We start from the raw sequence: 24839 nt of genomic DNA on the forward strand, positions 1-24839 counted from the left end.
TTAAAAGAATTTCCCTTTAAGTTTGAATAGATACTTTTGGTGAGTATAGAGTTTTCCCCAGAAGTTTTTATGCTTAGATTTTAGGAACACTATACCTTTATTACTTTTCCAAGAGTGTTGATACCAGTGAGTCATATAGCGAGGTGTAAGACTATTTATATCTAATAGTTTCTTTCCATCATATGCATAAAAATAAGCTTGTTCATATAACCGACATGGTTCTAATTCTTGGAAACCATCGTGAGTTAACTTGTAGGATAAAACCTTAGGCCCCATATATAGCGAAGATGACATTATTTCGTTTTCATAGAAATGAACAAGCTTCGCTAATATTTTTGAGTTTTTATCGGCGTAAATTATTGCATTTCCTAGGAATTTGTCACTTTCCCACCCAGCAGAAAAAGACAACTCATCAAATAGTGGGAAGGGATCTTTGGTAATTGTTACGTCTGTATCTAAATAAAGCCCACCTTCTAAAGACAATATTTTTAGGCGTAAGTAATCGGTGACGAAAGCATAGAGTTCTCTTTTATAGCATTCTCGAGCAAATTCACAGCCATTTATCAAGTCGATTACGACAGGGTTATCATCTAACCAAAGTTTATAAGTAAACCCCTGCTTTTCCCAATCATCGATGCATGCATTAGAGAAACTGTTTGGAGTGCCTCCTAACCAGATTGCGTGAATTGTTTTATTTTGCTTCATTTTCAATATCACCTTTAAAATTATAGCTGTATAACACACCAAGAACTAAAGTGTGAATTAATACGCCGCTTTTAACAAAGAGGTATGACTCAAATAAATTCAGAACTCCTAAGAATGAATATAGGCAAACGGCAAAAACTAATATATCACGAGAGCCTCTATTTCTAGCAATTTTAAAAACATGAGTATATAAATATACCAACAGTATGATGCCAACTAGACCATAGGAAGCGATTAACTCCATGTAACTACTATGTAGGTGCCTGATTTTGTATTTTTCATACATTTCAGTATGACTTGAATGGTCTAAAATATACGTATTTGCATTATTCCCTAACCCTAAGATAGGGTTAAAGAGGAATTGCTTAATTGTATCGATCCAGGAATGGACCCTAATACCAACGGAGGTGTAAGGTATATTCTCAGAAAAGCCATCCAACTTGTGAATTATTTTTTCTCGAGATGTTAATTTGTTAACCGGATTTTTTGTTGAATAAAAAGGTGTTGTAGCTTCGTTAGTTTGAGGTTTTTCCTTAATTGCAACTTCTTTGATCGGAGAGTTTTTGTCAATTAAAACTTCAGTTTGTCTTACGTTATTTTCAACACTTTGATCGTATTTCTCTTGAAATTCTTTCGCTTCATAGTTTACTCGTGGAAGAGACGAGTAAATAAAGCTAACTAGGGTGGCTAATAAAACCATAAAAACAACAACAAGGTTGCCTTTATTTTTTTTCAAACTGGAAAAAAATAAAATGATAAATGGGATTGCGAGTGCAACATAAGCAGAGCGAGATTGTGTTCCCATTAAAAGAAAAATAGTGGTAGAAACTAATACCAATAATGGTATTAGTTTTCCAATACTTAGTTTAGCCTTAGAAGCGATATATGTAATAATTATCAAAGAAGCAGCAAGAAGTGCACCCGAATGGTTTGCGTTCATGAAGTTATAGTCAACTCTAATCCCTTTAGTTATTTTGGAGTAATCAGAGTAGATATCATTCGAATGTAGTAGGCATGTGAGTATTACACCAATGGAGAAAGCAAACAGGGTTATATTTATTTTATTATTATCACCTTTTAGCCAATATGCTATAACGAAAAATACAAAAAAATAGCCAAGCCAAGTCAATGATAGAACGTTAATATATTCTGGATCCAATAAATATAAACTATACCAACTTATAGTCTGTATGATGATAGAAGCAATAAATAGTTGGATAACTCTAAAATTAATTATATTAACACGGTGTATGTATAATGCACTCAAGGTACCTAAATAGATGATGGTTTGGAAAACATCCCCAACATAACGGTAGGATGTTTTGAACATAAAATAGCCCGTTATGCATGAAAGTAATACCAAGCTAAAAGTCGTTTCATTTTCCTGAAAATATTTCAATTTAATCATTATCTATAAGGGTTTATGTTGTTTTCTGGACGAGTCTTAAGCAACCTTAAGATCCACATATATTGTTCTGGGTTCTTACTCACGTAATCTTCAATACATTTATTCATCATACGTGCATCCTCCTCTTCGCTTCCTGTTGGGAAAGGTAGAGCAGGGTAGAAGTCCAGGGTATATTGGCCTGTACTGCTATCGTATTGAGCAAACAAGGGCACAATTTTAGCTTTACTTAGTTTTGATAGGCGACCAAGGCCTGAGATAGTTGCTTTTTGAGTCGCGAAAAAGTCAACGAAGACACTGTGCTCACGACCAAGATCTTCATCAGGGAGGTAGTAACCCAAGTACCCATCACGTACTGACTTGATGAAAGGTTTGATACCACCACTGCGATCATAAACACGACCACCATATTGCACTCTCTGTCTGTGCATCAACCAGTCACTGAGTTTGTTTTTCTGAGCTTTCGCCATCGCAGATACCGGAAGGTCGCGTGATGCTAATAATACCGCTGGGATATCGATAGCCCATGTGTGTGGTACCAGCAAGATCACATTCTCGCCGCTGTCCGTAATATCGGTTAGGTTACTCAGGCCGTTTATCGAGGTGTTGTTCTCTAGCCAAGTTTTACCCTTTAGTGTTAAAGAAGCAAAACCCATCAAAAACGATATAGATGTAACGTATGACTGATAGAGAGTTTCTTCGCGCTGTTCGATAGATTGCTCAGGGAAACACATCTCAAGGTTTACGCGAGCTCGGCGGTTAGCCTTATTCTTGATTTTTACAGCTTGTTTAGCCATAAACTTAGCGAGTGCTAAACGCATGCTATTAGGTAAGAAGCAGACTAAAGACGATAACAGAACAGCAATCCAAGTTCCCCAGTATTTAGGTGCAAGAAACCCCCATTCAAACTTAGGGTTATAAGCTTTTGGATCAAAATCATTGCGTTGTGTGGTCATTCGTTCACTACATTATTTAAATCAGAGAGTTAACTTTATATCGGTCACTCAGGGAATGATTATGTTTACTAGATTGCCCAACAATGCACCCCCAAAAGAAGGGGGCACTATTAGTCTTAATCTGAAATATAAAGCTGACAGCTATGCGTTTACGAGCTTCATGTACTCAGCGACGCCATCTGCCACTGTTTTAAACTCGATGTCGCAACCGGTATTGCGAAGCTTAGTTAAGTCAGCTTGTGTGAACTCTTGGTAAGCGCCTTTCAAATGCTCAGGGAAAGGAATCGTTTCAATCTCGCCTTTACCATGGTGCGTGATTACTGCTTTTGCGACTTCTTCAAAAGACTCTGCGTTGCCTGTACCTAGGTTGAAAATACCTGAAACACCGTTTTCTAAGAACCACAGGTTTACCGCTGCGACATCACCCACATACACAAAATCACGCTTGAAGGTTTCGCTACCTGCGAACAACTTCGGGTTTTCACCAGCATTCATTTGGTTGTTTAGGTGGAAAGCGACAGAGGCCATGCTGCCTTTGTGTTGCTCGCGTGGACCATAAACATTGAAGTAACGGAAGCCAACGATTTGTGGAAGCGTTTCGTTATGCGCTACGGCATCCGCAGTTAGGCGACGAACATAGTTATCAAACTGCTGTTTAGAGTAACCGTAGACATTCAATGCACCTTCGTACTCTCTCTCCTCGATAAAAGTATCGGTTTCGCCATAAGTGGCAGCAGAAGAGGCATATAGGAAGGGGATTTCACGCTCCACACAGTAATGAAGTAGCTCTTTTGAGTACTCATAGTTGTTGAGCATCATGTATTTGCCATCCCACTCAGTGGTCGCAGAGCATGCACCTTCATGGAAAACCGCTTCAATATGACCGAAATCATCACCAGCCATAACCTGAGTTAGAAAGTCATCACGATCCATGTAATCCGTGATGTCTAGGTCTACAAGGTTCTTAAATTTCTTACCATCTTTTAAGTTGTCGACGACCAGAATATCGTTGTGGCCCGCTTCATTTAGCGCCTTAACAATATTGCTGCCAATCATGCCTGCACCACCCGTTACGATAATCATAATTTCTAACTCTTTTGAATACAAAACTGTCACGAGTATAGCAAGGAATGGATAAAGCGGGCTAGTGGAATAATTCCCCAACCAGAGTATGATACGGCAAGCTAAGTTATAAATTATGTTGAGTTAATTACTCAAAACTATAGGTATTATCATGAAGATTGCAGTAGCCGGTACTGGGTATGTGGGTCTATCAAACGCAATGCTGTTAGCACAACATCATGAAGTGGTCGCGGTAGATATCATCGATGAAAAAGTGACAATGCTGAATAATAAGCAGTCACCGATTGTAGATAATGAGATTGAGTACTTTCTATCAAGTAAGGTTCTGAATTTCAGGGCGACAACAGATAAAGCGGCTTACAAAGATGCTGAATTTGTCATCATTGCAACTCCAACCGATTATGATCCAAAAAATAATTATTTTGATACCAGCTCTGTAGAATCGGTCATTAAAGATGTCATGGATATCAATCCAAATGCTGTCATGGTGATCAAATCAACGGTGCCTGTTGGTTATACTGAGCGCGTTAAGCAAGAACTGAACTGTGAAAACGTTATGTTCTCACCTGAGTTTTTACGCGAAGGCAAAGCCCTGTACGATAACCTACACCCATCACGTATTATCGTTGGTGAGTGCTCTGAACGCGCTAAAGTGTTTGCGAATCTGCTGGTTGAAGGCGCAGAAAAAGAGAATATCGAAGTACTATTTACTCACTCCACAGAAGCGGAAGCAGTAAAGCTCTTCTCAAATACCTACCTGGCGATGCGTGTTTCTTATTTCAATGAGCTCGATTCTTACGCGGAAGCGCATGGCTTGGATTCTCGTCAGATCATCGAAGGTGTGGGTTTAGACCCTCGAATTGGCAATCATTACAACAACCCTTCATTTGGGTACGGTGGTTACTGCTTACCGAAAGACACCAAGCAACTGTTGGCGAATTACCAAGATGTACCTAACAACATTGTGGGTGCCATTGTCGATGCTAACCGCACTCGTAAGGACTTCATTGCGGATTCAATTATTAAGCGCTCGCCTAAAATCGTTGGTATCTATCGCTTGATCATGAAGTCCGGCTCGGACAACTTCCGTGCGTCGTCGATTCAAGGCATCATGAAGCGTTTGAAAGCTAAAGGTATTGAAGTGGTCGTGTTCGAACCTGTGTTGGAAGAAGAGCATTTCTTTAACTCGAAGGTTTATTCTGACCTAGAAGAGTTCAAAGCCGTATCAGATGTGATTGTATCCAACAGAATGGTCGATGAAATATCAGACGTTGCAGATAAGGTGTACACACGAGACCTGTTTGGCAGTGATTGATTCCAGCAGCAATTGATTCCAGCTATGATTGATCAAAGGTATATGGATTGAAGGTGAATTTTAGCGCTTGCTAATTCGACCAGATGTTATCAGCTCGATCTATCCGCTTAGTGGCGATATACTGAACCACTAAACGGATAGGGATACTAATAACTAATGAAAACACGTGACAAGATTGTTTACGCTGCTCTAGAGCTTTTTAATGAGCACGGTGAGCGTAGTATTACGACCAATCATATTGCTGAGCATATCGAGATTAGCCCTGGTAACCTCTACTACCACTTCCGTAACAAACAAGAAATTGTACGTGACATCTTTACGCTCTATTCAACAGAGTTGCTTGAAAGGTTCACACCGATTCAAGGGCAACAAGAAAGCCTGACGCTACTAAAGCGCTACTTAGATTCTATCTTCACGTTGATGTGGAAGTACCGATTCTTCTATGCGAACCTACCTGAAATATTGTCACGTGATGAAAAACTCCACCTTGATTACATGGCCGTACAAGAAAAGCTGCAAACGAATCTTGTGGATATTATGAGAGCCTTCGTTGAGTTGAACTTGCTCAAAGCAACGGATACGGAAATGAAGTCGATGGTCACTTCTCTTCACTTGATCGCATCGGGTTGGTTGGCGTATCAGTCTGCGATGTCTCCAAAAGCCCAAATTACAGAGCAAGTCGTTCACCAAGGAATGCTGCAGATGATCGCGACCGTTAAACCGATTGCGACAGCTCAAGGCTTTGAGCAGCTGACATTGCTGGAAGATGGTGTGAAGGCGTTGAACTCTAAGTAGAAAGAGACGAGTAATGGAGATCGGGAAAGAGCAGATTCGAGTAACGAAAAGTTTAAAAGTAGATGTGAGTAACCGAGATTCCAGATATTTCGTTCCTCAATACTGGAATGACGAGGTTTTGTAAGTGACTAGTCCAAGGCTTCTTAACTCTTTTGGGTTGCTCAAGATTAATTAGCACCTTTTCCTCGAGCCTACTCTTAACCTTTTTGTATCCGGAACATTCGCACCCGTGTCTGCTTTAAGCTCTTGGTTAACATGTTATTCGTATCGATTTCTTCATCACGCATTGTAAATAACGACGTCATTCCCTACAGCGAGGTACGAGCGTGATAGGGAATCTTTGTGTTGTGGTGAATTAAACATGACAAATCATATATGAGACTGAGATTCCAGATATTTCGTTCCTCAATTCTGGAATGACGAGGTTTTGTAAGTGACTAGTTCAAGGCCTCTCAACTATTTGGGGTTGCTCTAGACTATTAGTACCTTTTCCTCGTACCTACTTTAACCCTTCTGTATCTGGAACATTCAACATCTGCTTTTAAGCTTTTCGTATCTCGGTTACTCGCATCCCTCATCTGCTCTTACCTAACCAACCAATTTTTCGGGTTCTGAGCTTGGCTGTTTCTGCGAATTTCAAAGTACAATGATGGGCGCGTTTGGCCGCCAGTGTCACCAGCAAGCGCGATGGCTTCGCCCGCTTTAACTTTGTCACCTTCTTTCTTTAAAAGTGCTTGGTTAAAGCCATAGAGCGTCATATCGCCTTTACCGTGGTCAAGTAGCACCACTAATCCATAACCACGTAGATACTCTGCAAAAACCACCGTGCCTGAGTAAACAGACTTAACCTGCTGACCGTACTTGGCGTTGATCACCATGCCTTTCCAGTTTATTTGACCCGTTTGGCGTGAGCCGTAGTTATGCAGAACTTTGTCTTTGATTGGCCAAGGCAGTTTGCCTTTACGTTTGGCTAACCCATCCATAGGGATTGCATTACGTCTCTCGCGAGCCGCTTTCTCCGCTTTCGCTATTTCAGCTTTAAGACGAGTTTCATTTCGCTGAAGCTCTGCCAAGTAATTCTTGTCACCCGAGATGTTTTTCTTGATGCTGCCAACCGTTTTCTTACGCTGCGTTTGAGTCTTAGATAGCTTGTCGCGCTTGGTGGTTTGCTGTTTTAACAATGTTGCTATCTGTTCTTGCTCAAGTTGACGCTGCTTATGGCTCTCTTCTAATTCTAGTTGCGTCTGTTCAATCGTTTTGATTGTTGCGGAGCGCGCTTTGGCAAGGTGTTGGTAGTAGTGACTGATACGATCTTCTTCCACACCTGTGTTGAGGATGTGAGAAGACGCTTTAGCTCGACTTGTCATGTAGTAAGTCTGAATCAGTTGTTCTAACTTGTCGGTATGGATTTTTTTCTGAGCCGTAAGCGCTTTAATCTTGGTGTCTAAGTTGGAAAGATTTGCATTGGCCGTATTGAGTTGCTTTTTACTGTCTAGAATCGCCTTTTCAAGCGACACAATCGACAGCTCTTGTTTCTTGAGGTTTGCCTGTAGGCTATCGAGTTTTTTCTGCTGTGAGGAAAGGTTTTTTTGTTGGCGAGATATTTCGCTCGATACGCCTTTCAGTTCCCCCTGAGAGGCGGAAAATGACGATGTAGATAACAGAGCAGCGCAAAGGCTGGTAGATATCAGAAGAGTCCGGCTAATGGCTCGAATTTTTTTCATCATTATCGTCATTTAGTTGTATTCATCTGCTCTTAATTTTTCGAATTTCGCTTAATCGAATCCACATCTGCTTTTAAGCTCTTCGCATCTCGGTTACTCGCATCCCGTATCTGCTCTTAAATCCCATCACCATGGATGAAGTTCTGAGAGCGACCGTTAAACCCCTGATCCATATCCAAAGACGGCTTGTCAGTTTTCGGCTTTCCAACAATTTTTGCAGGAACACCAGCGACTGTCGTATGAGGTGGAACTGCCTGAAGAACCACAGAGCAAGAGCCAATCTTCGCGCCTTCACCGACCTCGATGTTGCCAAGTATTTTAGCACCGGCACCGATCATTACACCTTCTCGGATTTTAGGGTGACGATCGCCACCTTCTTTACCTGTACCACCAAGGGTCACGTCTTGAAGGATAGATACATCATTTTCAACGACGGCTGTTTCACCAATTACAATGCCTGTCGCGTGGTCGAGCATGATCGCTTTACCGATACGAGCTGCCGGGTGAATATCCACTTGGCATGCAACAGAAATTTGGTTTTGTAGGTAAGTGGCAAGTGCGATACGGCCTTGCTTCCACAACCAGTTAGCCACTCGGTAGCCTTGCAGAGCGTGGTAGCCTTTCAGATAAAGCAGAGGCATCGAGTACATCTCGACCGCAGGATCTCGATTTACCGTCGCGCAGATATCACAAGCGGCAGCATCAATAATCGATTGGTCCTGCTTAAATGCTTGTTCAACCACTTCACGTACTGCCATTGCTGGCATTGAAGCCGTCTTTAGCTTGTTTGCTAGGATATAGCTAAGGGCTGCGCCTAAACTTTCATGGTTGATGATCGTGGCATGATAAAAACTCGCAAGCATAGGTTCTTGCTCCGACTGCTGTCGAGCTTCCTTCACAATGCATTGCCAAACTTTTTGTTGTTCACAGTGTTTCATTTTACCATCCATTCTTTTAAACCAGATACGTGTAGCGAGATGAGAGATGCGAAGAGCGACAAGAACAGATTAGAGTAGCGAGATGCGAGTAACGAAAAGCAGCCTTCTTTAAGCGCTCAATCTGCTTTTACTCTTTTCGCATCTCGTTTACTCGAATCTCGTATCTGCTCTTATTATCTTTCTGATTTTTTATCTCGAGCAAGTAAGTCTTGCGCCGCCAGGTGTGCATCTTTCCCTTGATACAACACTTGATAAATTTGTTCAACAATTGGCATCTCAACGCCCATGCGTTCTGATAATAACCAAACTTCTTTGGTGTTGCGATAACCTTCAACGACTTGGCCAATTTCTTCTTGTGCGGTATCGACGTCTTTGCCAGCGCCAAGTGCCAAACCAAAGCGACGGTTACGTGATTGGTTATCAGTACAGGTTAGTACTAAGTCACCTAATCCTGCCATACCCATGAAGGTTTCTGGTTGCGCACCAAGAGCAGCACCTAAGCGGCTCATCTCAGCTAAACCGCGAGTGATAAGTGCGGTACGTGCATTAGCACCAAAGCCAATACCATCCGACATGCCTGCGCCAATTGCGATAACATTTTTAACCGCGCCGCCAAGTTGCATACCAATGAAATCTGAGTTTGCGTACACGCGGAATGTTTTACCGCAGTGGATTTTTTCTTGCAGCTCTTCTAAGAAAACTTCATCAGGTGAAGCGACAGAGATAGCCGTTGGCATACCCATCGCTAACTCTTTGGCAAAAGTAGGACCTGAAAGAACGGCAAGCGAGTAGCCATCACCAAGCACATCGTGCGCGACATCTTTAAGTAGGCGGCCTGTTTCTGGCTCTAGGCCTTTGGTCGCCCAACAGATGCGAGAGTTCTCTGTTAAGTGAGGCTTAAGGCTATTTAAAACGAGACCAAACACGTGGCTTGGAACGACAACCAAAAGGTCTCGACTTGAAGTCACGGCTTTTTCTATATCTGACTCAATAATTAAGCTGTCTGGGAAAGCGATATTTGGTAGAAACTCATTGTTCGCACGCTCAGATTCAAGGCGAGCCATATGAACAGGGTCATGTCCCCAAAGAACAACATTGGCACCGTTACGCGCTAGAGAGATCGCTAAAGATGTCCCATAAGAACCTGCGCCTATCACTGTCATGGCGATGTCTTTACCGTAAGCGCTGTCTTTACCGTAAGCGCTATCTTTACCGTAAGCGGCTTTCGCGTGAGTCGGGCGAGTTGTTTCTGTCATGCTTCCACCTAAAAATAATGAGGGAAATCGAAGAGTTCGGGAGAAACTCTTTACTAAGAAGGGAAAGAGCTCTACTAAGAAAAAATATCTCTATCAAAGTACAGTGTAAATAAAAAATGCACATCGCAGAAGCTGCGATGTGCATTTAAAAGCTAACTATTTAACGAAAACTAGCTATCTAATAAAAGCCCAGCTTCTTAAAAATAAGCGATTTGAGCATTAGTCAGAGTAGTTCTATTTCGAAACTTAAGCTCTATTTGAAAACCTAAGCTTGCTCGCCTTCAGTTTGTTCTGCTTGTTGAGCTTGGTTTTGTAGGTAGTTCATGAACAATGCATCAAAGTTTACTGGTGCTAGGTTTAGTTGTGGGAACGTACCTTTAACCACTAGGCTAGAAATCGTTTCACGAGCGTAAGGGAACAGGATGTTCGGGCAGAATGCACCTAGGCAATGTGCTAGTTGGCCAGCTTCCATTTCGCTTGCTGAGAAGATGCCGCCTTGTTGAACTTCACAAAGGAATGCAGTGTCTTCTGCGTTCTTAACCGTAACCGTTAGACGTAGGATAACTTCGTAAACGCCTTCGCCAAGCTCACGGCTTTGAGTGTCTAGGTCCAGTTTTACATCTGGGTTCCACTCTTTTTGAAACATGTCTGGAGAGTTTGGCGCTTCGAAAGAGACGTCTTTTAGGAAGATACGTTGGATTGCGAAGTTTTGTTGTGCGTCTTGTTGTGCTGCTTCAGCCATTTTCTTGTCCTTAAAAATTTTAAATTAGACTCTGTTCATTGTATTTATCGAACAGAGCCTTAAAGTCATATTCGTGTAATCAGATCAGCTAACTGCTTGTCGTTAATGGTTTATTGCCTTTAACTACTTCTTTCCTTTAACCAAAGGAAGGTTAGCTTCGCTCCAAGCCACTAAGCCACTTTTCAGTACGCTTACGTTTTCGAAGCCTGCTTTAACCAGTAGGTTAGCGCTTTCTTGAGCTGTCTGACCTGTCTTGCATACTACGATGATTGGGTCTGCTTTATGACTTTCAAGGCTACCAAAGCTATTTGCTTTGATATCTGACGGCAAAATGTGAAGTGCGTCAGTAATGTGGCCTTTTTTGAATTCATCCTTTGTACGAATATCCACCACAACGCCGTTTTCACGGTTAATCAGATGTGTGGTTTGTGCTGCCGTGATCTCTTTGTAGGCAGCGTTTGATGTTTTGATAACGTTCGCAATGATGGCAACAATCAAGCCGATCCATACGATGGCTAAAATCATATTCTCTTGAACAAATGGAACTAACTCTTGCATATCTTGAACTCTTATTCGTTATTGGGCGAAAAACTATAGGTCAGGAGTATAGCGAGAAAGGATAGGAGAATACAGAGGAAGGGCGCTGTGGCGCAAAAAGCGTTATCTCAAGAAGGATTTATAAGGTATTGCTTATGATTTACTCATTTACTTGATTGTGGTTATTATCTATCATGATCAATCAGTTGTTTAAGCTGAGCAACTGATTGAGGGTGTGAAAATCATCCTCTAAATATAAACGTTTATATCAATGGAAATCATTATGAAAAAGATGGCTCTAGCAGCTGCATTAGCAGTTAGCTTCTCAGGTGCTGCGTTTGCAGCTGAAACTACAGCGGCAGCTGGCACTGGTACTGGCGCAAGCTCAGGCGCAGCAGCAGGCGCTGGTGCATCTGCAGCAGCAGCTGGCACAGCAACAACAGTTGCAGTAGCGACAGCAGCAGTAGCGGCAGCAGCAGCTGTAGCGGTTGCTTCTAACGAAAGCGGTGCAACAACTACAACAACTACTCGATAATTTTTGAGTAGGCGTTTAAAACCATTTTATGTGAAAGCATAAAGTGGTTTTTTTATATCTAATTGATTAATTTCCATATTGGACAGCAGCAACCAGATTGCTAGGAAGCAGAACTCGCCATGCTTAAACCTCTAATCATATCTCTTGGTCTTTTTCTTGCTGGTTGTTCTCAGCAGTTTCAAGACGTTAATTCCACTTTTGATGAAGCCTTTTTTGGAAGCTCCGATGTTGAGCTATCCAAGGAATACATTCAAAACTTACCTTATTCCAGTATTTATGCGGAAGTAAACGATCAAGGCAAAATCTTCATGGTTTTGGCTTACGTAGGTGAAAACCCTCAAACGGGTGCAGAGCAGTTAAAGTGGATGTCTTCTGACAAAGCGATGATCGTCACTGAAAATGGACGCATCGTACAAACGCTATTGCTTCCTTATGAAAACCTTTCTGGCTTAGCATTCCAACCGTTGGGTGCATTCTCTTCTGCAAACAGCTCGTCACCAGATTCTTCTTCTGCGTTTGATGTGTCAGTTAACCCCGGCGCCCAAAAGTGGCAAGCGGTTTACGACTGGCAACCTAACTATCGATTTGGCTATAAAGCAAATATCACCCGAACGTATGCAGGGAATCAAACGGTAGAAACACCGTTAGCGTCTATCGATACTAAGAAGTTCCAAGAAAAAATTAACTTCCCAATGTTAGAGCAAGAGATAACCAACGAGTATTGGGTCGACAGTAAAGGCAAAGTGGTCAAAACCATACAGTATTTAGGTCCTGATATGACAAGGCTTGAGTTAACCGTCCTTAAGCATTATCAAAGCAATTAACGAACAGGGTTATGAACTAAAATGATGAATTATATTAGTCACGCATCAAAAATGACGGGGCGTCGGTTGCCATTGGTGAGAGCTCTATTAACGGTGAGATCTACGTTAACGATGAGAGCTCTGTTGACGTTGAGTGCGTTGTTATCTCTGTGTACTTTTAGCTACGTTTCTGCGGCATCTAACGTTGTTACGCCTTCGGTTAAAACTACAATTGAGCTTCCTCTTCAAGGTGTGACGCTTGAGTATAAAGCTAACGTTCGATTGCTTCAGGTGTTAGACGACGCGAACGCTAGCTTTAACGCGAATGCTAGCTCTAACGAAAATGCTAGCGGCAGTATTGGTTACTTCCCCCTTTCTGCTCAACTGTTTGATAAAACCAATACTGAAGCTAACAAATCTAATAAAGCTATCGAAGCCAAAAAGCGCAATGTATTTAACCAACTTGATGCTTTCTCTGTAGAAGAACCAGAAGCAAAATTAGTAAAGCAACAATTAGCTTCTTTCCAGTATCTCAATCGAGTTTTTATTGAGTTAGACCGCAATGCGGTTATCTCGCAATCAGATAAGAACCCGTTACTTGTTTCAAGCTCTAATACTAACAAGCCGTCGTCTGCTGCTATCAAAAGAGCATCGACTAGCCAAACTCAAGCCTTTTCTTTGTACTTACCACAACGACCAACTTCCATTCATTTGATGGGAGCAATGAAAGAGTCGGTAACAATGAATCTTATTGAGCATGGAACCTTGAATGATTATCTCGATGCATTACCGAACGGTTTTATGGGTGAATCAGCAGATAAAAGCGTGGCTTATGTTGTTCAGCCAGATGGCGTGGTACAAACCATTCAATACGCTTACTGGAACGAACAGCCGGTTTACCTAGCACCAGGTGCCATCGTATTTATGACGTTTTACTCTTTGCCATCGGAATACTCAACGTTGAACCAAGATATCGTCGATTTGTTACGTCATAAGGTTGGCCTGTAATGTTGAAACAGAAATCATTCCCTCTATCGGCAGTGTGCACATCGGTCACCTGCGCCTTGTTAATGACCAGTAGTGTGTCGGTTTTTGCCGAAACAGCCATTGATTCCTCTTCGATAAGAGCAGAGAAATCATCATTCGACGACACAGAATACAGAACGTCGCAAATGAACTTTGGTGGTGTTGGCCTAATGCAAATGCCAACAGGCCGAATGGCACCAGAAGGTGAGTTCAACTTTAGTGCTTCGTTTAATAACGAATACTACTTTTATAACGTAAGCCTGCAGGTGATGCCTTGGCTTGAAACCACCATTCGTTATACACAAGTACAAGATCTGCTTTATAGCGGAGGCGCAGACCAAGACTGCTCACAAAACTCATTCAGTGGCTGTACCAAATACACAGATAAAGGCATCGACTTTAAACTGCGTTTAATCGAAGAAGGATATTACTTACCGGAAGTGTCGGTAGGCGTACGTGATTTCGGTGGTACAGGCTTGTTTGATGGCGAATTTGTCGCGGCCACTAAGCGCTTTGGCCCTGTTGATTTTACTTTGGGCATGGCTTGGGGATACATGGGCACCAGTGGTAACTTCACTAACCCATTGTGCAAAGCCAGTGACAAATATTGTGAACGTCCATCTGACACCAAAGGTAATGGCGGAAGTGTCGATTTTGAGCGTTGGTTTAAAGGCGATGCGGCTATTTATGGTGGTTTTGAGTATCAAACTCCTTATAAGCCGCTAACCTTAAAGCTTGAATATGATGGCAACGATTACTCTCAAGATTTCCCAGTAGTACGTGGTGGTGTCGACATGACACAGCACACGCCATGGAACGTGGGTGCTGTGTACCGTTTCACTGATTGGGGTTCAGCGAAAGTCAGCTATGAGCGAGGCGATACTTTAACCTTTGGCTTTGATCTCTCGACTAACTTCAATGAAATGTATTCTGTGTGGCGAGATACCGAAACCGCAGAATTGCGCCCAAGCGGTGTCGAGACGGTTGACGATATTGACATGGCGGCCCTTGCGGAAGAGCTTGAAACGATCGCTGGCTATGAACAAGCTCAAATCTTAGTCGACGATAACAGTATTGTGGTCAAGGGTACTCAGGTTAAATACCGAGACAGAGACATCGCCCTTGAGCGCGGTGCGACAGTGATTGCCAACGCGGTACCGAGTTACATCGACACCTACAAAATCATTGAAAACGACAAATCATTGGAACTCACCGAGACAACGGTAGATGCCCAAGTGTTCAAAGCGACAGCTAACAATAGTTATCTCAATGCTCAAACCAGTGACGCAACGGATACTCACGATTTAGAGCGTAAGAAATCCGTGATTTATCATGATGGGCGTGAACGATTCGATGTGTCGATTTCACCAAACCTAGCTCAATCGTTCGGTTCAGCCGAAAACTTCTACTTATACAGTTTGGGTTTATACACCAATGCTTCGTTCTGGGCGTTAAACAATGTCGAACTGTCGGGCTCTCTTTACGTTAACTTAGTCGACAACTATGACAAGTTTAATTACGAAATCCCATCAGACGGCACTGACCAAACGCCAAGAGTAAGAACCTTGTTCCGGTCTTATGTTGATGATCCGGTTCGTTTAGACCGTTTACAACTGACGTGGTTTGAAGATTACGGCAGCGGTGTCTACACCCAAGCTTACGGTGGTTACCTTGAGAGCATGTTCGCGGGTGTGGGGGGCGAAATCCTTTATCGTCCATTCAACCAAAACTGGGCGATTGGCGCAGACATGACCGCAATAAGCCAGCGCGATCCAGAAAGCTGGTTCGGTACGTTTGATGAAGAGATCCAAGTCAACCCAGACGACAGCAGCCGAACGTACAAAGTGATTGATAAAGGCACCACTGGCTTTATTACTGGTTACTACACCCCACAATGGGATTTCTTGAGCGATACCTTGCTTAAAGTGGGTGTGGGTAAATTCCTGGCGGGTGATATCGGTACACGTGTCGACTTCTCTAAGCAGTTCAAGAGTGGCGTGATTGCCGGCGCGTTTGTCAGCCTAACCGACATGACAACCGAAGAATACGGTGAAGGTAGCTACACCAAAGGCTTCTACGTATCGATTCCGTTTGATTTAGTCACCGTAAAACCAAGCTCAAGCCGTGCGGGTTTCACCTGGTTACCGATCACGCGTGATGGCGGGCAAGTGCTGAATAAGCAATACAACTTGTTCGATAAAACCGATGCTCGCTCACCTTGGTTCCAAAGACCAAGTAGCGTTAAGTAGATCGAAAGCAGATGCGGGTAACGAGTAAGCGGGATACGAAGAGTAGGGAAAGGGCAGCAACGAGATTCGGGTAATCGAGTAACGAATAGCTTAAGAGCTCGTGATATTAATTGGGTCTAGTTTTTGGTTCTTCCCCTTGAACGCCGTTCGTTTATGAACGTTGATGTTCATCAAAGGGGGAGTTAGAGGGGGATGTTAACCTAGTTGTTACCAACCCCTCCCAGCCTCCCCTTATTTTGGTATTGTCTGCCAAGCAACAACAGCGATAAAGGGGAGGAGCTAAAAGCATCCCGTTACGGCTTTACCTGCTTTTAGCTCTTCGTTTACCCGCATCCCGTATCTGCTCTTAAACTCTTAAGCTCTTTAACCTTAAACCATTCAACTAGGTTGATAATAACCACAATTTGTGGATAATGCTTACGGATTAAACTAACTGTGTGCAAGTATACTTTTTTGCTACATTTTATACAAAATACTCCTAATCAACCCTTATCCTGATAGGAGCAACATAACTACGCAGTGTGATGTCGCGGAATATCAAGGGGCGGTAGCGTTTCTATCTTTGATATTAAGTGGGAGCGAGGTCACGGTAATAGCTCTCCTTAACTCTCCTAAATACTTCGTAGCTGATAAAATTATTTCTCTAACTTCTTTGGGTGTCCTTTGGGATATCACGACACATTCCGTTTCTATGACTTGGTTAACATGAAGATTAATAAAAATCGTCTCCTTTTAGCGCTCCTTCCTGCATTACTTGCAGGGTGTACAACGCCAGGAACCCACCTTTCTACTGGCAACAAGAATGTGATTCATCCTTCAGAGGAACAACAAGAATCTGATATCTCTGATGTGGTTAACCTTTACCCACTGACCGCTCAATCAGTATCGAGTTACCGAAATGAATTTTTATCGGTTTCCCAAGCTAACCCGACATTAGATATTGATATTGCAAAGTATGAATACCAAGTGGGTGTCGGTGATATCCTAAATATCACCATTTGGGATCACCCTGAACTGACGATTCCTGCGGGCTCTTACCGTAGTAGTACTGAAGCGGGTAACTGGGTTCATGCAGACGGCACTATCTTCTACCCATACATTGGTACTGTAGAAGTAGCAGGAAAAACCGTTCGTGAAGTGCGTGCTGATATTGCTAGTCGCTTAGCGAAGTACATCGAAAGCCCTCAGGTTGATGTTAACGTCGCCGCTTTTCGCTCTAAGAAAACCTACATTACTGGTGAGGTGTCAAACCCTGGCCAGCAAGCCATCACCAATATTCCTTTAACCTTATTGGATGCCGTGAACCGTTCTGGCGGCCTTTCAGAAGATGCTGATTGGCGTAATGTTTCATTAACCCGAAATGGTGTAGAAGAGAACCTTTCACTTTACGGCTTGATGCAACGTGGTGACCTAACCCAAAACCGCTTATTGCAAGCCGGTGACATTGTTCACGTACCTCGTAACGACAACCAGAAAGTGTTCGTGATGGGTGAAGTGAATGACCCACAACTATTGAAGATTGATAGGGTGGGGATGAGCCTAACCGAAGCGCTCAGCAACGTAGGTGGCATAAACCAACTGACTGCAGATGCGACCGGTGTGTTTGTGATTCGCACTTCTGATGATAAATCCGAACGCATGGCTGATATCTACCAACTCAATATGGAAGACGCCTCAGCCTTAGTCATCGGTACCGAGTTTGATTTAAAACCTTACGACATTGTTTACGTTACCGCTGCGCCAATCAGCCGTTGGAACCGTGTCATAGGTCAGCTTGTACCGACCATTTCTGGTTTCAACGACCTAACCGAAGGCATGTTGCGCGTTCGTAATTGGTAATTAGATCATATTGATAATCAGGTTGCATGTTGCATGTAACCTGATTTTTATGCCTGTAGACCCAATACAATTAGAGACAATTATGTTTAATAAAATTTTAGTGGTCTGTGTAGGTAACATTTGTCGTTCCCCGACTGGAGAGCGAGTTTTACAAAAATTGCTTCCCTACAAAGAAGTGGCCTCTGCCGGCATTGCTACCGAGAAAAGTCGTTTAATCGGTAAACCAGCAGACGACACGGCGATTTTAATTGCCGCTGAAAATGGAATCGATGTTGAAAATCATCAGTCGCAACAAGTTACACCACAGCTTTGTGCCCAGTATGATTTGATATTGGTGATGGAGAAGGGCCATATGGAGGCGCTCACTCAAATATCACCGGAAGCGCGTGGTAAAACCATGCTGTTTGGTCAGTGGATTGGCCAGAAAGACATTCCAGATCCGCACCGTCAAAGCCGTGAAGCGTTTGAATATGCTTATAAGCTGATTGACGAAGCTGCGCAAGCTTGGGTAAAAAAACTGTAGGTTTTAGAATACAGTAGATTTAAATAGACAGCTTTTTAAATGTCATGCTCTAAATGTAGGCGTGGCTAAGCCACCAACAGAATCATATAAAAGAGAAATACGCGGAGCGTATATATCGTCTCTTAAATAGCAATAATTTAGGAAGTAGTAATCTGATGACAACAAAACCATCTCAGCAATCACACACAGATAACTCTGATGAGATAGATTTAGGAAAACTGCTTGGCATATTATTAGATGCTAAATGGCTAATCATGCTCACCACATTTGCTTTTGCTGTGTTTGGTATTGCGTTTGCCCTGCTTTCAACACCGATATACAAAGCCGATGCTCTGATCCAAATTGAAGAGAAGAGCTCTGGCGGCATTTCATCGATGGTCGGTGACATGGGGGAGTTGTTTTCTCAGGAATCTTCTGCGACGACGGAAGTTGAGATCATCAAATCGCGTATGATCTTGGGCGAAACGGTTGATAAATTTAATTTGACCACCGTAACCGCACCGAATTATGCACCTATTGTCGGCAAAGGGTTTGCTCGCTTAATTGGCGACATCAACCACATTGTGGTGAGCCGTTTTACCTTGCCAAGCTATGCGAGCGTATATGCACACACGATTCAGATCGTCGATGCCGAACAAGGCACTTACCAATTGGTACGTGACGATGAGCGCGTTATCTTGAAAGGTAAAGTGGGTGAACTAGCAACCTCCGATGACTACAGCTTATTTGTAGCAGGTTTTGAATCCCATAACGGTTTTGAATTCTCGATTGGTCAACGCAGCCGACTAGAAGCGATCGAATGGTTGAAATCTTCCTTGTCTCTATCAGAGCAAGGTAAGCAAACTGGTATTTTGAAGTTGAGCTTTGAAGGTGAAAACAAACAACAGATTTCTGAAATACTTAACCACATTAGCCAGATCTACTTCTTACAAAATGTGAAGCGTAATTCAGCGGAAGCAGAGAAGAGCCTATCATTCTTAGAAAGCCATCTTCCAGGTATTAAGCATGAACTAACAGGCTACGAAGACTCGCTGAACAATTACCGTCAAGAAAATGAATCTATTGACTTAGGCTTAGAAGCACAATCTACTTTAAAAGTAATGGTAGAGCTTGAAGCGCAGCTAAATGAGCTTACCTTTAAAGAAAGCGAGATTAGCCAACGATTTACGAAAGATCATCCAGCGTATAAATCCCTGCTTGATAAACGTAAAACACTGTTGAATGAAAAAGAACGTTTAAACAAGCAAGTACAAAAGCTACCAAAAACCCAGCGTGAAGTACTGCGTATGACTCGAGATGTCGAAGTTAGTCAACAGATTTATATCCAACTGTTAAATAAAGTTCAAGAATTGAGCATTGTTAAAGCCGGCACGGTTGGAAATGTCAGAATTTTAGACGATGCTCAAGTGTATGCTAGTGCAGTTAAACCGAAGAAACCTGTGATAGTATTAATTGCCACTTTTTTGGGCTGTTTTAGCAGCATCATTTTTGTATTCATTAGATCTTTATTGCATCGTGGTATAGAGCGAGCGGAAGATATTGAACGAATTGGCCTTCCTGTTTACGCCGTTGTCCCAAAATCTGATTTACAGCTCGAATTAACTAACCGTTTCCAGTCGAAGAAAAAAACTTTTCAAGGGACTCAAGCACTGCTTGCTGAGTCTAATCCTGCGGATCTTTCTGTAGAAGCATTACGTTCACTTCGTACTAGCTTACATTTTGCGATGCTTGAAGCGAAAAATAATATATTGATGATTTCTGGTCCAGCACCTGGTATCGGTAAATCTTTCGTTTCAACTAATTTTGCGGCTGTTGCTGCTAAAACGGGTCAAAAGGTTCTTCTGATTGACGCTGATATGCGTAAAGGTTATTTACAACAAAGTTTTGGTATTGGCTGGAAAAATGGGCTTTCTGATGTTTTAAGTGGCAAGTTAGGCTTTCCTGAATCAATAAAAAAAACGGCAGTAGAAAATCTTGATATAATCACTCGCGGTCAAGTGCCCCCTAACCCATCAGAGTTACTGATGCATACACGCTTTGCTGAATTGATGGAGTGGGCATCGAGTGAATATGACCTGATTATTGTCGACACCCCACCTGTACTAGCAGTAACTGACCCCAGTATTGTTGGTGCTTTTGCAGGTACTACATTAATGGTAGCTCGTTTTGCTCTAAACACTACTAAAGAAATAGAAGTTGCTCGTAACCGCTTTGAGCAGTCAGGTATTGAAGTGAAAGGTGTTATTTTTAATGCCGTTGAAAAGAAAGCTTCAAGTTCTTATGGTTATGGTTATTACAACTATGCGTATTCAAGCGATAACAAATAGAACTGTACCGACTCTTACTACTGGGTGACAGCATGCTAGAAAGTAGAGTATTGTACAGCGGATTATGTTATGTCCTAGTGAAGTGAACGTACAGGCTATAAAAGCTTTATGAAAGACGTATCGGTCAAAAGATTATTAATAATTAGGTTTAATGACTTATGAATTTGTCAGTAGAAAATGCAAGAATTGCAATCATTGGTTTAGGTTATGTTGGGCTTCCACTTGCTGTAGAGTTTGGAAAGAAATTTGCAACGGTAGGCTTCGATATAAACGAAACTCGGATTCAAGAGCTATCTTTGGGGAGTGATAGTACTCTAGAGTGTAGCGAGCAAGAACTAGCGGAGTCTAGAAACTTAACTTATACATCCTCTATCGATGACCTACAACACTGTAATGTGTTTATTGTTACAGTTCCAACTCCGATTGATGAGCATAAACAGCCTGATTTAACTCCATTAATAAAAGCGTCTGAAGCGCTTGGGGCAGTTATAGATAAAGGTGATGTGATTGTTTATGAGTCAACGGTTTATCCTGGTGCGACTGAAGAAACTTGTATTCCTGTTGTAGAAGCTGCTTCAGGTTTAGCCTTTAACAAAGATTTTTTTGCGGGATATTCTCCAGAGCGTATCAATCCTGGAGATAAAGAGCATCGTGTTACAAATATCCTCAAGGTGACTAGTGGCTCGAATGAAGAAGTAGCAGACTTTGTTGACTTGTTGTACAAGTCAATCATAGAGGCTGGTACGCATAAAGCGTCAAGCATCAAAGTAGCTGAAGCCGCTAAAGTGATTGAAAACACTCAGCGAGATGTGAACATTGCTCTTATCAATGAGCTATCTATCATTTTTGGTAAGTTAGGGATTGATACCTTAGAAGTTCTAGAAGCTGCAGGGACAAAATGGAACTTCTTACCGTTCCGTCCTGGCTTAGTTGGCGGTCACTGTATTGGTGTTGATCCATATTATCTAACACACAAGGCTCAAGCTGTCGGATACCACCCTGAAATGATACTTGCCGGGCGTCGTTTGAATGACAACATGGCTAAATATGTTGTTTCAGAATTGGTAAAAAGTATGCTGAAAAAAAGAATTCATGTTGAGGGGGCTAATGTGTTAGTGATGGGCCTTACTTTCAAAGAAAATTGCCCAGATTTGCGTAATACTAAGGTTGTTGATATTGTCTCTGAGCTAAAAGACTATAACATTAATGTTGATATAACAGATCCATGGTGCTCAAATGCAGAGGCTCAATCTGAATACGGTTTGTGTTTGACCAATGAACCAGCGAAAGGCCAGTACGACGCAATTATTATGGCTGTAGGGCATAACGAGTTCAAAAACCTAGGTGCGGAAGCTATTCACAGCTTAGGCAAAGAGACTCACGTACTCTACGACTTGAAATACATCTTAGATAAATCAGATGTAGATATGCGCTTATAATTACAATTCAATAGGTATCAGGTAAATCACATAATGTGAGTTCTGATACCTAGTTACAGGTAAATCATGACTAAATTTGAACAAATCAAGCGTGAACTGCTTGCTGAGCCCAAAACTTGGCTAGTAACAGGCGTTGCTGGCTTCATTGGATCAAACTTGTTAGAGACACTCTTAAAACTTAATCAAACAGTAGTAGGTTTAGATAACTTTGCAACTGGCTTTCAACAAAATCTGGATGAAGTCCAAGGGCTTGTTTCTGATAGTCAATGGAAACAATTCACCTTTATCGAAGGAGACATTCGCAGTTATTCTGATTGTCAATTAGCTGTTAAGGGGGTTGATTACGTGTTGCACCAAGCCGCATTAGGGAGTGTTCCTCGTTCTATTGCTGATCCTCTTACTACGAATTCATCAAATATCTCTGGCTTTATCAATATGTTGACTGCGGCGAAAGAAGAGCAGGTAAGTAGCTTTACTTATGCTGCTAGCAGTTCTACGTATGGCGATCATCCTGCCTTGCCAAAGATTGAAGATAACATAGGCAAGCCGTTATCTCCTTATGCCGTAACTAAGCTTGTAAATGAGCTTTATGCAGAGGTTTATGCAAGAACATATGGCTTTAAATCTGTAGGCTTACGTTACTTCAATGTCTTCGGTAAAAGACAGACTCCAAATGGTGCTTATGCGGCGGTCATCCCCAAATGGACATCTTCAATTATTGAAGATGAAGATGTATATATTAATGGGGATGGTGAGACGAGTAGGGATTTTTGCTATATAGCTAATACAGTCCAAATTAATATATTAGCAGCGACTTGCAATGAAGCTGCTAAAAATAATGTATATAACGTCGCGGTTGGAGATCGAACTACATTAAATGATTTATATGAAGAAATTAAAGTTCAATTAAACAATAATGGTATTTCTACTGAAAAATCCCCTTTCTATCAAGGGTTTAGGGCTGGAGATGTGCGTCATTCGCAAGCTGATGTATCAAAAGCTAAAGTCTTATTAGGGTATGAGCCACAGTACAATATAACCGATGGGATTAAAGAAGCGATGTCTTGGTATGTCAAAACACTCAAGCAAGGGGTGTGATTAATTGTGTTGTGCTTCAATGATATTCTCTTGTAAGTTCATACTATGAGCAAAAAACTAATTGGCAACGGATTTATATATTTGTTTACAAATATATTTAACGCGGCAATACCATTTCTTCTTCTTCCGATATTGACAAGAGTTCTAACTCCTGAAGATTATGGTTTAGTCACGATGTTTACGTTGTCAGTATCAATATTAGGAACATTTATTGGGCTTAGTGTACATGGTGCAATAAGTGTGAAATATTTTCAAATATCTGAGGAGGAACTGTCTGAATATGTAGCATCATCACTGCTGATACTTATTGTTAGTTGTTTGTTAGTCTTATTTATAGTTTGGAATGTCGACTTCGTTAGTGACTATACACTATTACCAAAAACTTGGTTGATAATAGCCTGTTTTACTGCAATGTCACAGTTTATTGTAAATATTAAATTGGCATTATGGCAAGTTAAGAAAGAAGCAATTAAATTTGCACTATTTAAGATATCATTAACATTATTAAACGCGACTTTATCAGTTTTCTTCTTGTTCTTTTTATTGAAAAGTTGGGAAAGTCGTACCCTAGGTATTTCAGTATCCATTTCATTGTTTTCTATTATCGCGTTATTATACCTTTACCTTAATGGTAATTTAACTATTAGAATAAAACAAAAACACTTATTGGAAATCTTAAGGTTTGGAGTGCCTTTACTTCCTCATGCTGTTGGTGCATTTGCGATTTCAATGGTGGATAGGCTTATTGTTGCCAATATTTTAGGTGATAAGTCTGTGGGGGTTTATATGGTAGGTCTGCAAGTAGCAATGGTGATGGCTATATTATCTGATGCATTTTCAAAAGTTTATTCACCTTGGTTGTACGAAAAGTTAAAAGAGAAAACTGAATTAGCATACCTTATGATTACAAGTTCTACTTATATTATATGTTTGTTTTTTTCTATGATGATTTTCCCAGTATATTTTGTTTTGAAGTTTCTACTTCCTTATATAGTAGGCTCTGAATTTTATTCAGCTGATGAGCTAATTATTTGGTTTGTTATAGGTAATGCATTCACGGGTATGTATCATGCTATTGCAGGCTTATATTTCTTTACTGGAAGAACTGGTTTGTTATCCATGGTTACTTTGTTTTCTGGAACCCTGTCTATATTATTAACCTACTATATGGTTTTACGGTGGGGGATCATAGGAGGGGCGATTTCGTTTGCAATTAGTAACGCATTTATGTTTTTATCTGCTCTTTTTGTATCGTCTTTTATTATAAAGCTTCCTTGGTGTAAATATTACTCTATGTTTGTTTTTTTTAAAGTTAATATAATAAAAAGATGAGAAATATCATAGCGGTTAGTGTTGTGTTTTATTTGTAATGATACACCTTTCAAGGGCGTGTCATTATGGAAGTGCATATGTATTTGTTATATAATAGTAAAGGCTGATGAAGTATCTAGATGAGAATGCCATACTATTTTTACATTTTGGTAAGTAGCTACCAGATATGGCTAGTTAGTGGTTTTTCTGAGACGATATTACGATTTTTTAAA

General features: G+C 41.5%; 21 protein-coding genes. 12 read left to right on the forward strand and 9 right to left on the reverse strand.

What is annotated here, in order from left to right; all coding sequences use genetic code 11:
• From M4S28_RS02190 to rfaD, 4 genes are all read right to left on the reverse strand, one after another.
• The gene (locus tag M4S28_RS02190) at positions 1-705 is read right to left on the reverse strand and encodes a glycosyltransferase family 32 protein (protein ID WP_249632235.1); all 705 of its coding nucleotides are present in this window, start codon (positions 703-705) and stop codon (positions 1-3) included.
• Positions 692-2035 carry an O-antigen ligase family protein gene (locus M4S28_RS02195; RefSeq protein ID WP_249632236.1) on the reverse strand — a complete coding sequence of 448 codons (1344 nt, stop codon included), beginning with the start codon at positions 2033-2035 and terminating at the stop codon, positions 692-694. Before M4S28_RS02195 ends, M4S28_RS02190 begins: the two co-directional genes overlap by 14 nt.
• A gap of 77 nt (positions 2036-2112) precedes the next feature.
• On the reverse strand, positions 2113-3066 hold the full coding sequence (gene lpxM / locus M4S28_RS02200) for a lauroyl-Kdo(2)-lipid IV(A) myristoyltransferase (protein ID WP_249632237.1): 954 nt from the start codon (positions 3064-3066) through the stop codon (positions 2113-2115).
• A gap of 141 nt (positions 3067-3207) precedes the next feature.
• Positions 3208-4149, reverse strand: coding sequence for an ADP-glyceromanno-heptose 6-epimerase (rfaD, locus tag M4S28_RS02205; protein ID WP_249632238.1), 942 nt, complete (start codon positions 4147-4149; stop codon positions 3208-3210).
• A 151-nt stretch (positions 4150-4300) separates the two neighbouring features.
• Here rfaD and M4S28_RS02210 point away from each other — a divergent pair, with 151 nt between their 5' ends.
• Positions 4301-5464 (forward strand): nucleotide sugar dehydrogenase, encoded by a 1164-nt coding sequence (locus M4S28_RS02210; RefSeq protein WP_249632239.1) that lies wholly within the window; start codon positions 4301-4303, stop codon positions 5462-5464.
• 156 nt (positions 5465-5620) lie between these two features.
• Entirely contained in the window at positions 5621-6259 is a 639-nt protein-coding gene (locus tag M4S28_RS02215) for a TetR/AcrR family transcriptional regulator (RefSeq protein ID WP_017085178.1), read from the forward strand.
• A 584-nt stretch (positions 6260-6843) separates the two neighbouring features.
• Here the strand turns inward: M4S28_RS02215 and M4S28_RS02220 are convergent.
• From M4S28_RS02220 to M4S28_RS02240, 5 genes are all read right to left on the reverse strand, one after another.
• Complete coding sequence (locus tag M4S28_RS02220) at positions 6844-7995, reverse strand: murein hydrolase activator EnvC family protein (RefSeq protein WP_249632240.1); 1152 nt, start codon at positions 7993-7995, stop codon at positions 6844-6846.
• Positions 7996-8099: 104 nt separating this feature from the next.
• Positions 8100-8921, reverse strand: a complete 822-nt coding sequence (cysE, locus tag M4S28_RS02225) for a serine O-acetyltransferase (protein WP_009847961.1) — start codon at positions 8919-8921, stop codon at positions 8100-8102.
• 173 nt (positions 8922-9094) lie between these two features.
• Complete coding sequence (gene gpsA / locus M4S28_RS02230) at positions 9095-10177, reverse strand: NAD(P)H-dependent glycerol-3-phosphate dehydrogenase (RefSeq protein WP_249632241.1); 1083 nt, start codon at positions 10175-10177, stop codon at positions 9095-9097.
• A 265-nt stretch (positions 10178-10442) separates the two neighbouring features.
• Positions 10443-10919: a protein-export chaperone SecB gene (gene secB / locus M4S28_RS02235; RefSeq protein ID WP_004733234.1), complete on the reverse strand. Its 477-nt coding sequence runs from the start codon at positions 10917-10919 to the stop codon at positions 10443-10445.
• Positions 10920-11042: 123 nt separating this feature from the next.
• Positions 11043-11477, reverse strand: a complete 435-nt coding sequence (locus M4S28_RS02240; RefSeq protein ID WP_145570106.1) for a rhodanese-like domain-containing protein — start codon at positions 11475-11477, stop codon at positions 11043-11045.
• Positions 11478-11739: 262 nt separating this feature from the next.
• Here M4S28_RS02240 and M4S28_RS02245 point away from each other — a divergent pair, with 262 nt between their 5' ends.
• The 10 genes from M4S28_RS02245 to M4S28_RS02290 all read left to right on the forward strand — a co-directional run bounded on the left by M4S28_RS02245 (position 11740) and on the right by M4S28_RS02290 (position 24627).
• Entirely contained in the window at positions 11740-11991 is a 252-nt protein-coding gene (locus M4S28_RS02245) for a hypothetical protein (RefSeq protein WP_102383293.1), read from the forward strand.
• 119 nt (positions 11992-12110) lie between these two features.
• The gene (locus tag M4S28_RS02250; protein WP_102383292.1) at positions 12111-12815 is read left to right on the forward strand and encodes a YjbF family lipoprotein; all 705 of its coding nucleotides are present in this window, start codon (positions 12111-12113) and stop codon (positions 12813-12815) included.
• Positions 12816-12836: 21 nt separating this feature from the next.
• A complete protein-coding gene (locus M4S28_RS02255; RefSeq protein ID WP_249632242.1) occupies positions 12837-13802 on the forward strand; it encodes a capsule biosynthesis GfcC family protein in 966 nt (321 codons plus the stop codon).
• Entirely contained in the window at positions 13802-16069 is a 2268-nt protein-coding gene (locus M4S28_RS02260; protein WP_102383290.1) for a YjbH domain-containing protein, read from the forward strand. Before M4S28_RS02255 ends, M4S28_RS02260 begins: the two co-directional genes overlap by 1 nt.
• Before the next feature lie 705 nt (positions 16070-16774).
• Positions 16775-17908 (forward strand): polysaccharide export protein, encoded by a 1134-nt coding sequence (locus M4S28_RS02265; RefSeq protein WP_102383289.1) that lies wholly within the window; start codon positions 16775-16777, stop codon positions 17906-17908.
• An 82-nt stretch (positions 17909-17990) separates the two neighbouring features.
• Complete coding sequence (locus M4S28_RS02270) at positions 17991-18431, forward strand: low molecular weight protein-tyrosine-phosphatase (protein ID WP_102383288.1); 441 nt, start codon at positions 17991-17993, stop codon at positions 18429-18431.
• A 155-nt stretch (positions 18432-18586) separates the two neighbouring features.
• On the forward strand, positions 18587-20758 hold the full coding sequence (locus tag M4S28_RS02275) for a polysaccharide biosynthesis tyrosine autokinase (RefSeq protein WP_249632243.1): 2172 nt from the start codon (positions 18587-18589) through the stop codon (positions 20756-20758).
• 158 nt (positions 20759-20916) lie between these two features.
• Positions 20917-22197, forward strand: a complete 1281-nt coding sequence (gene tviB / locus M4S28_RS02280) for a Vi polysaccharide biosynthesis UDP-N-acetylglucosamine C-6 dehydrogenase TviB (RefSeq protein WP_102383286.1) — start codon at positions 20917-20919, stop codon at positions 22195-22197.
• A gap of 66 nt (positions 22198-22263) precedes the next feature.
• The gene (locus M4S28_RS02285) at positions 22264-23295 is read left to right on the forward strand and encodes an NAD-dependent epimerase/dehydratase family protein (protein WP_249632244.1); all 1032 of its coding nucleotides are present in this window, start codon (positions 22264-22266) and stop codon (positions 23293-23295) included.
• Positions 23296-23340: 45 nt separating this feature from the next.
• Positions 23341-24627, forward strand: a complete 1287-nt coding sequence (locus M4S28_RS02290; RefSeq protein WP_102383284.1) for a lipopolysaccharide biosynthesis protein — start codon at positions 23341-23343, stop codon at positions 24625-24627.
• Positions 24628-24839 lie beyond the last annotated feature (212 nt).

The organism is Vibrio sp. J383 (assembly GCF_023503985.1).
Classification (GTDB): Bacteria; Pseudomonadota; Gammaproteobacteria; order Enterobacterales; family Vibrionaceae; genus Vibrio; species Vibrio splendidus.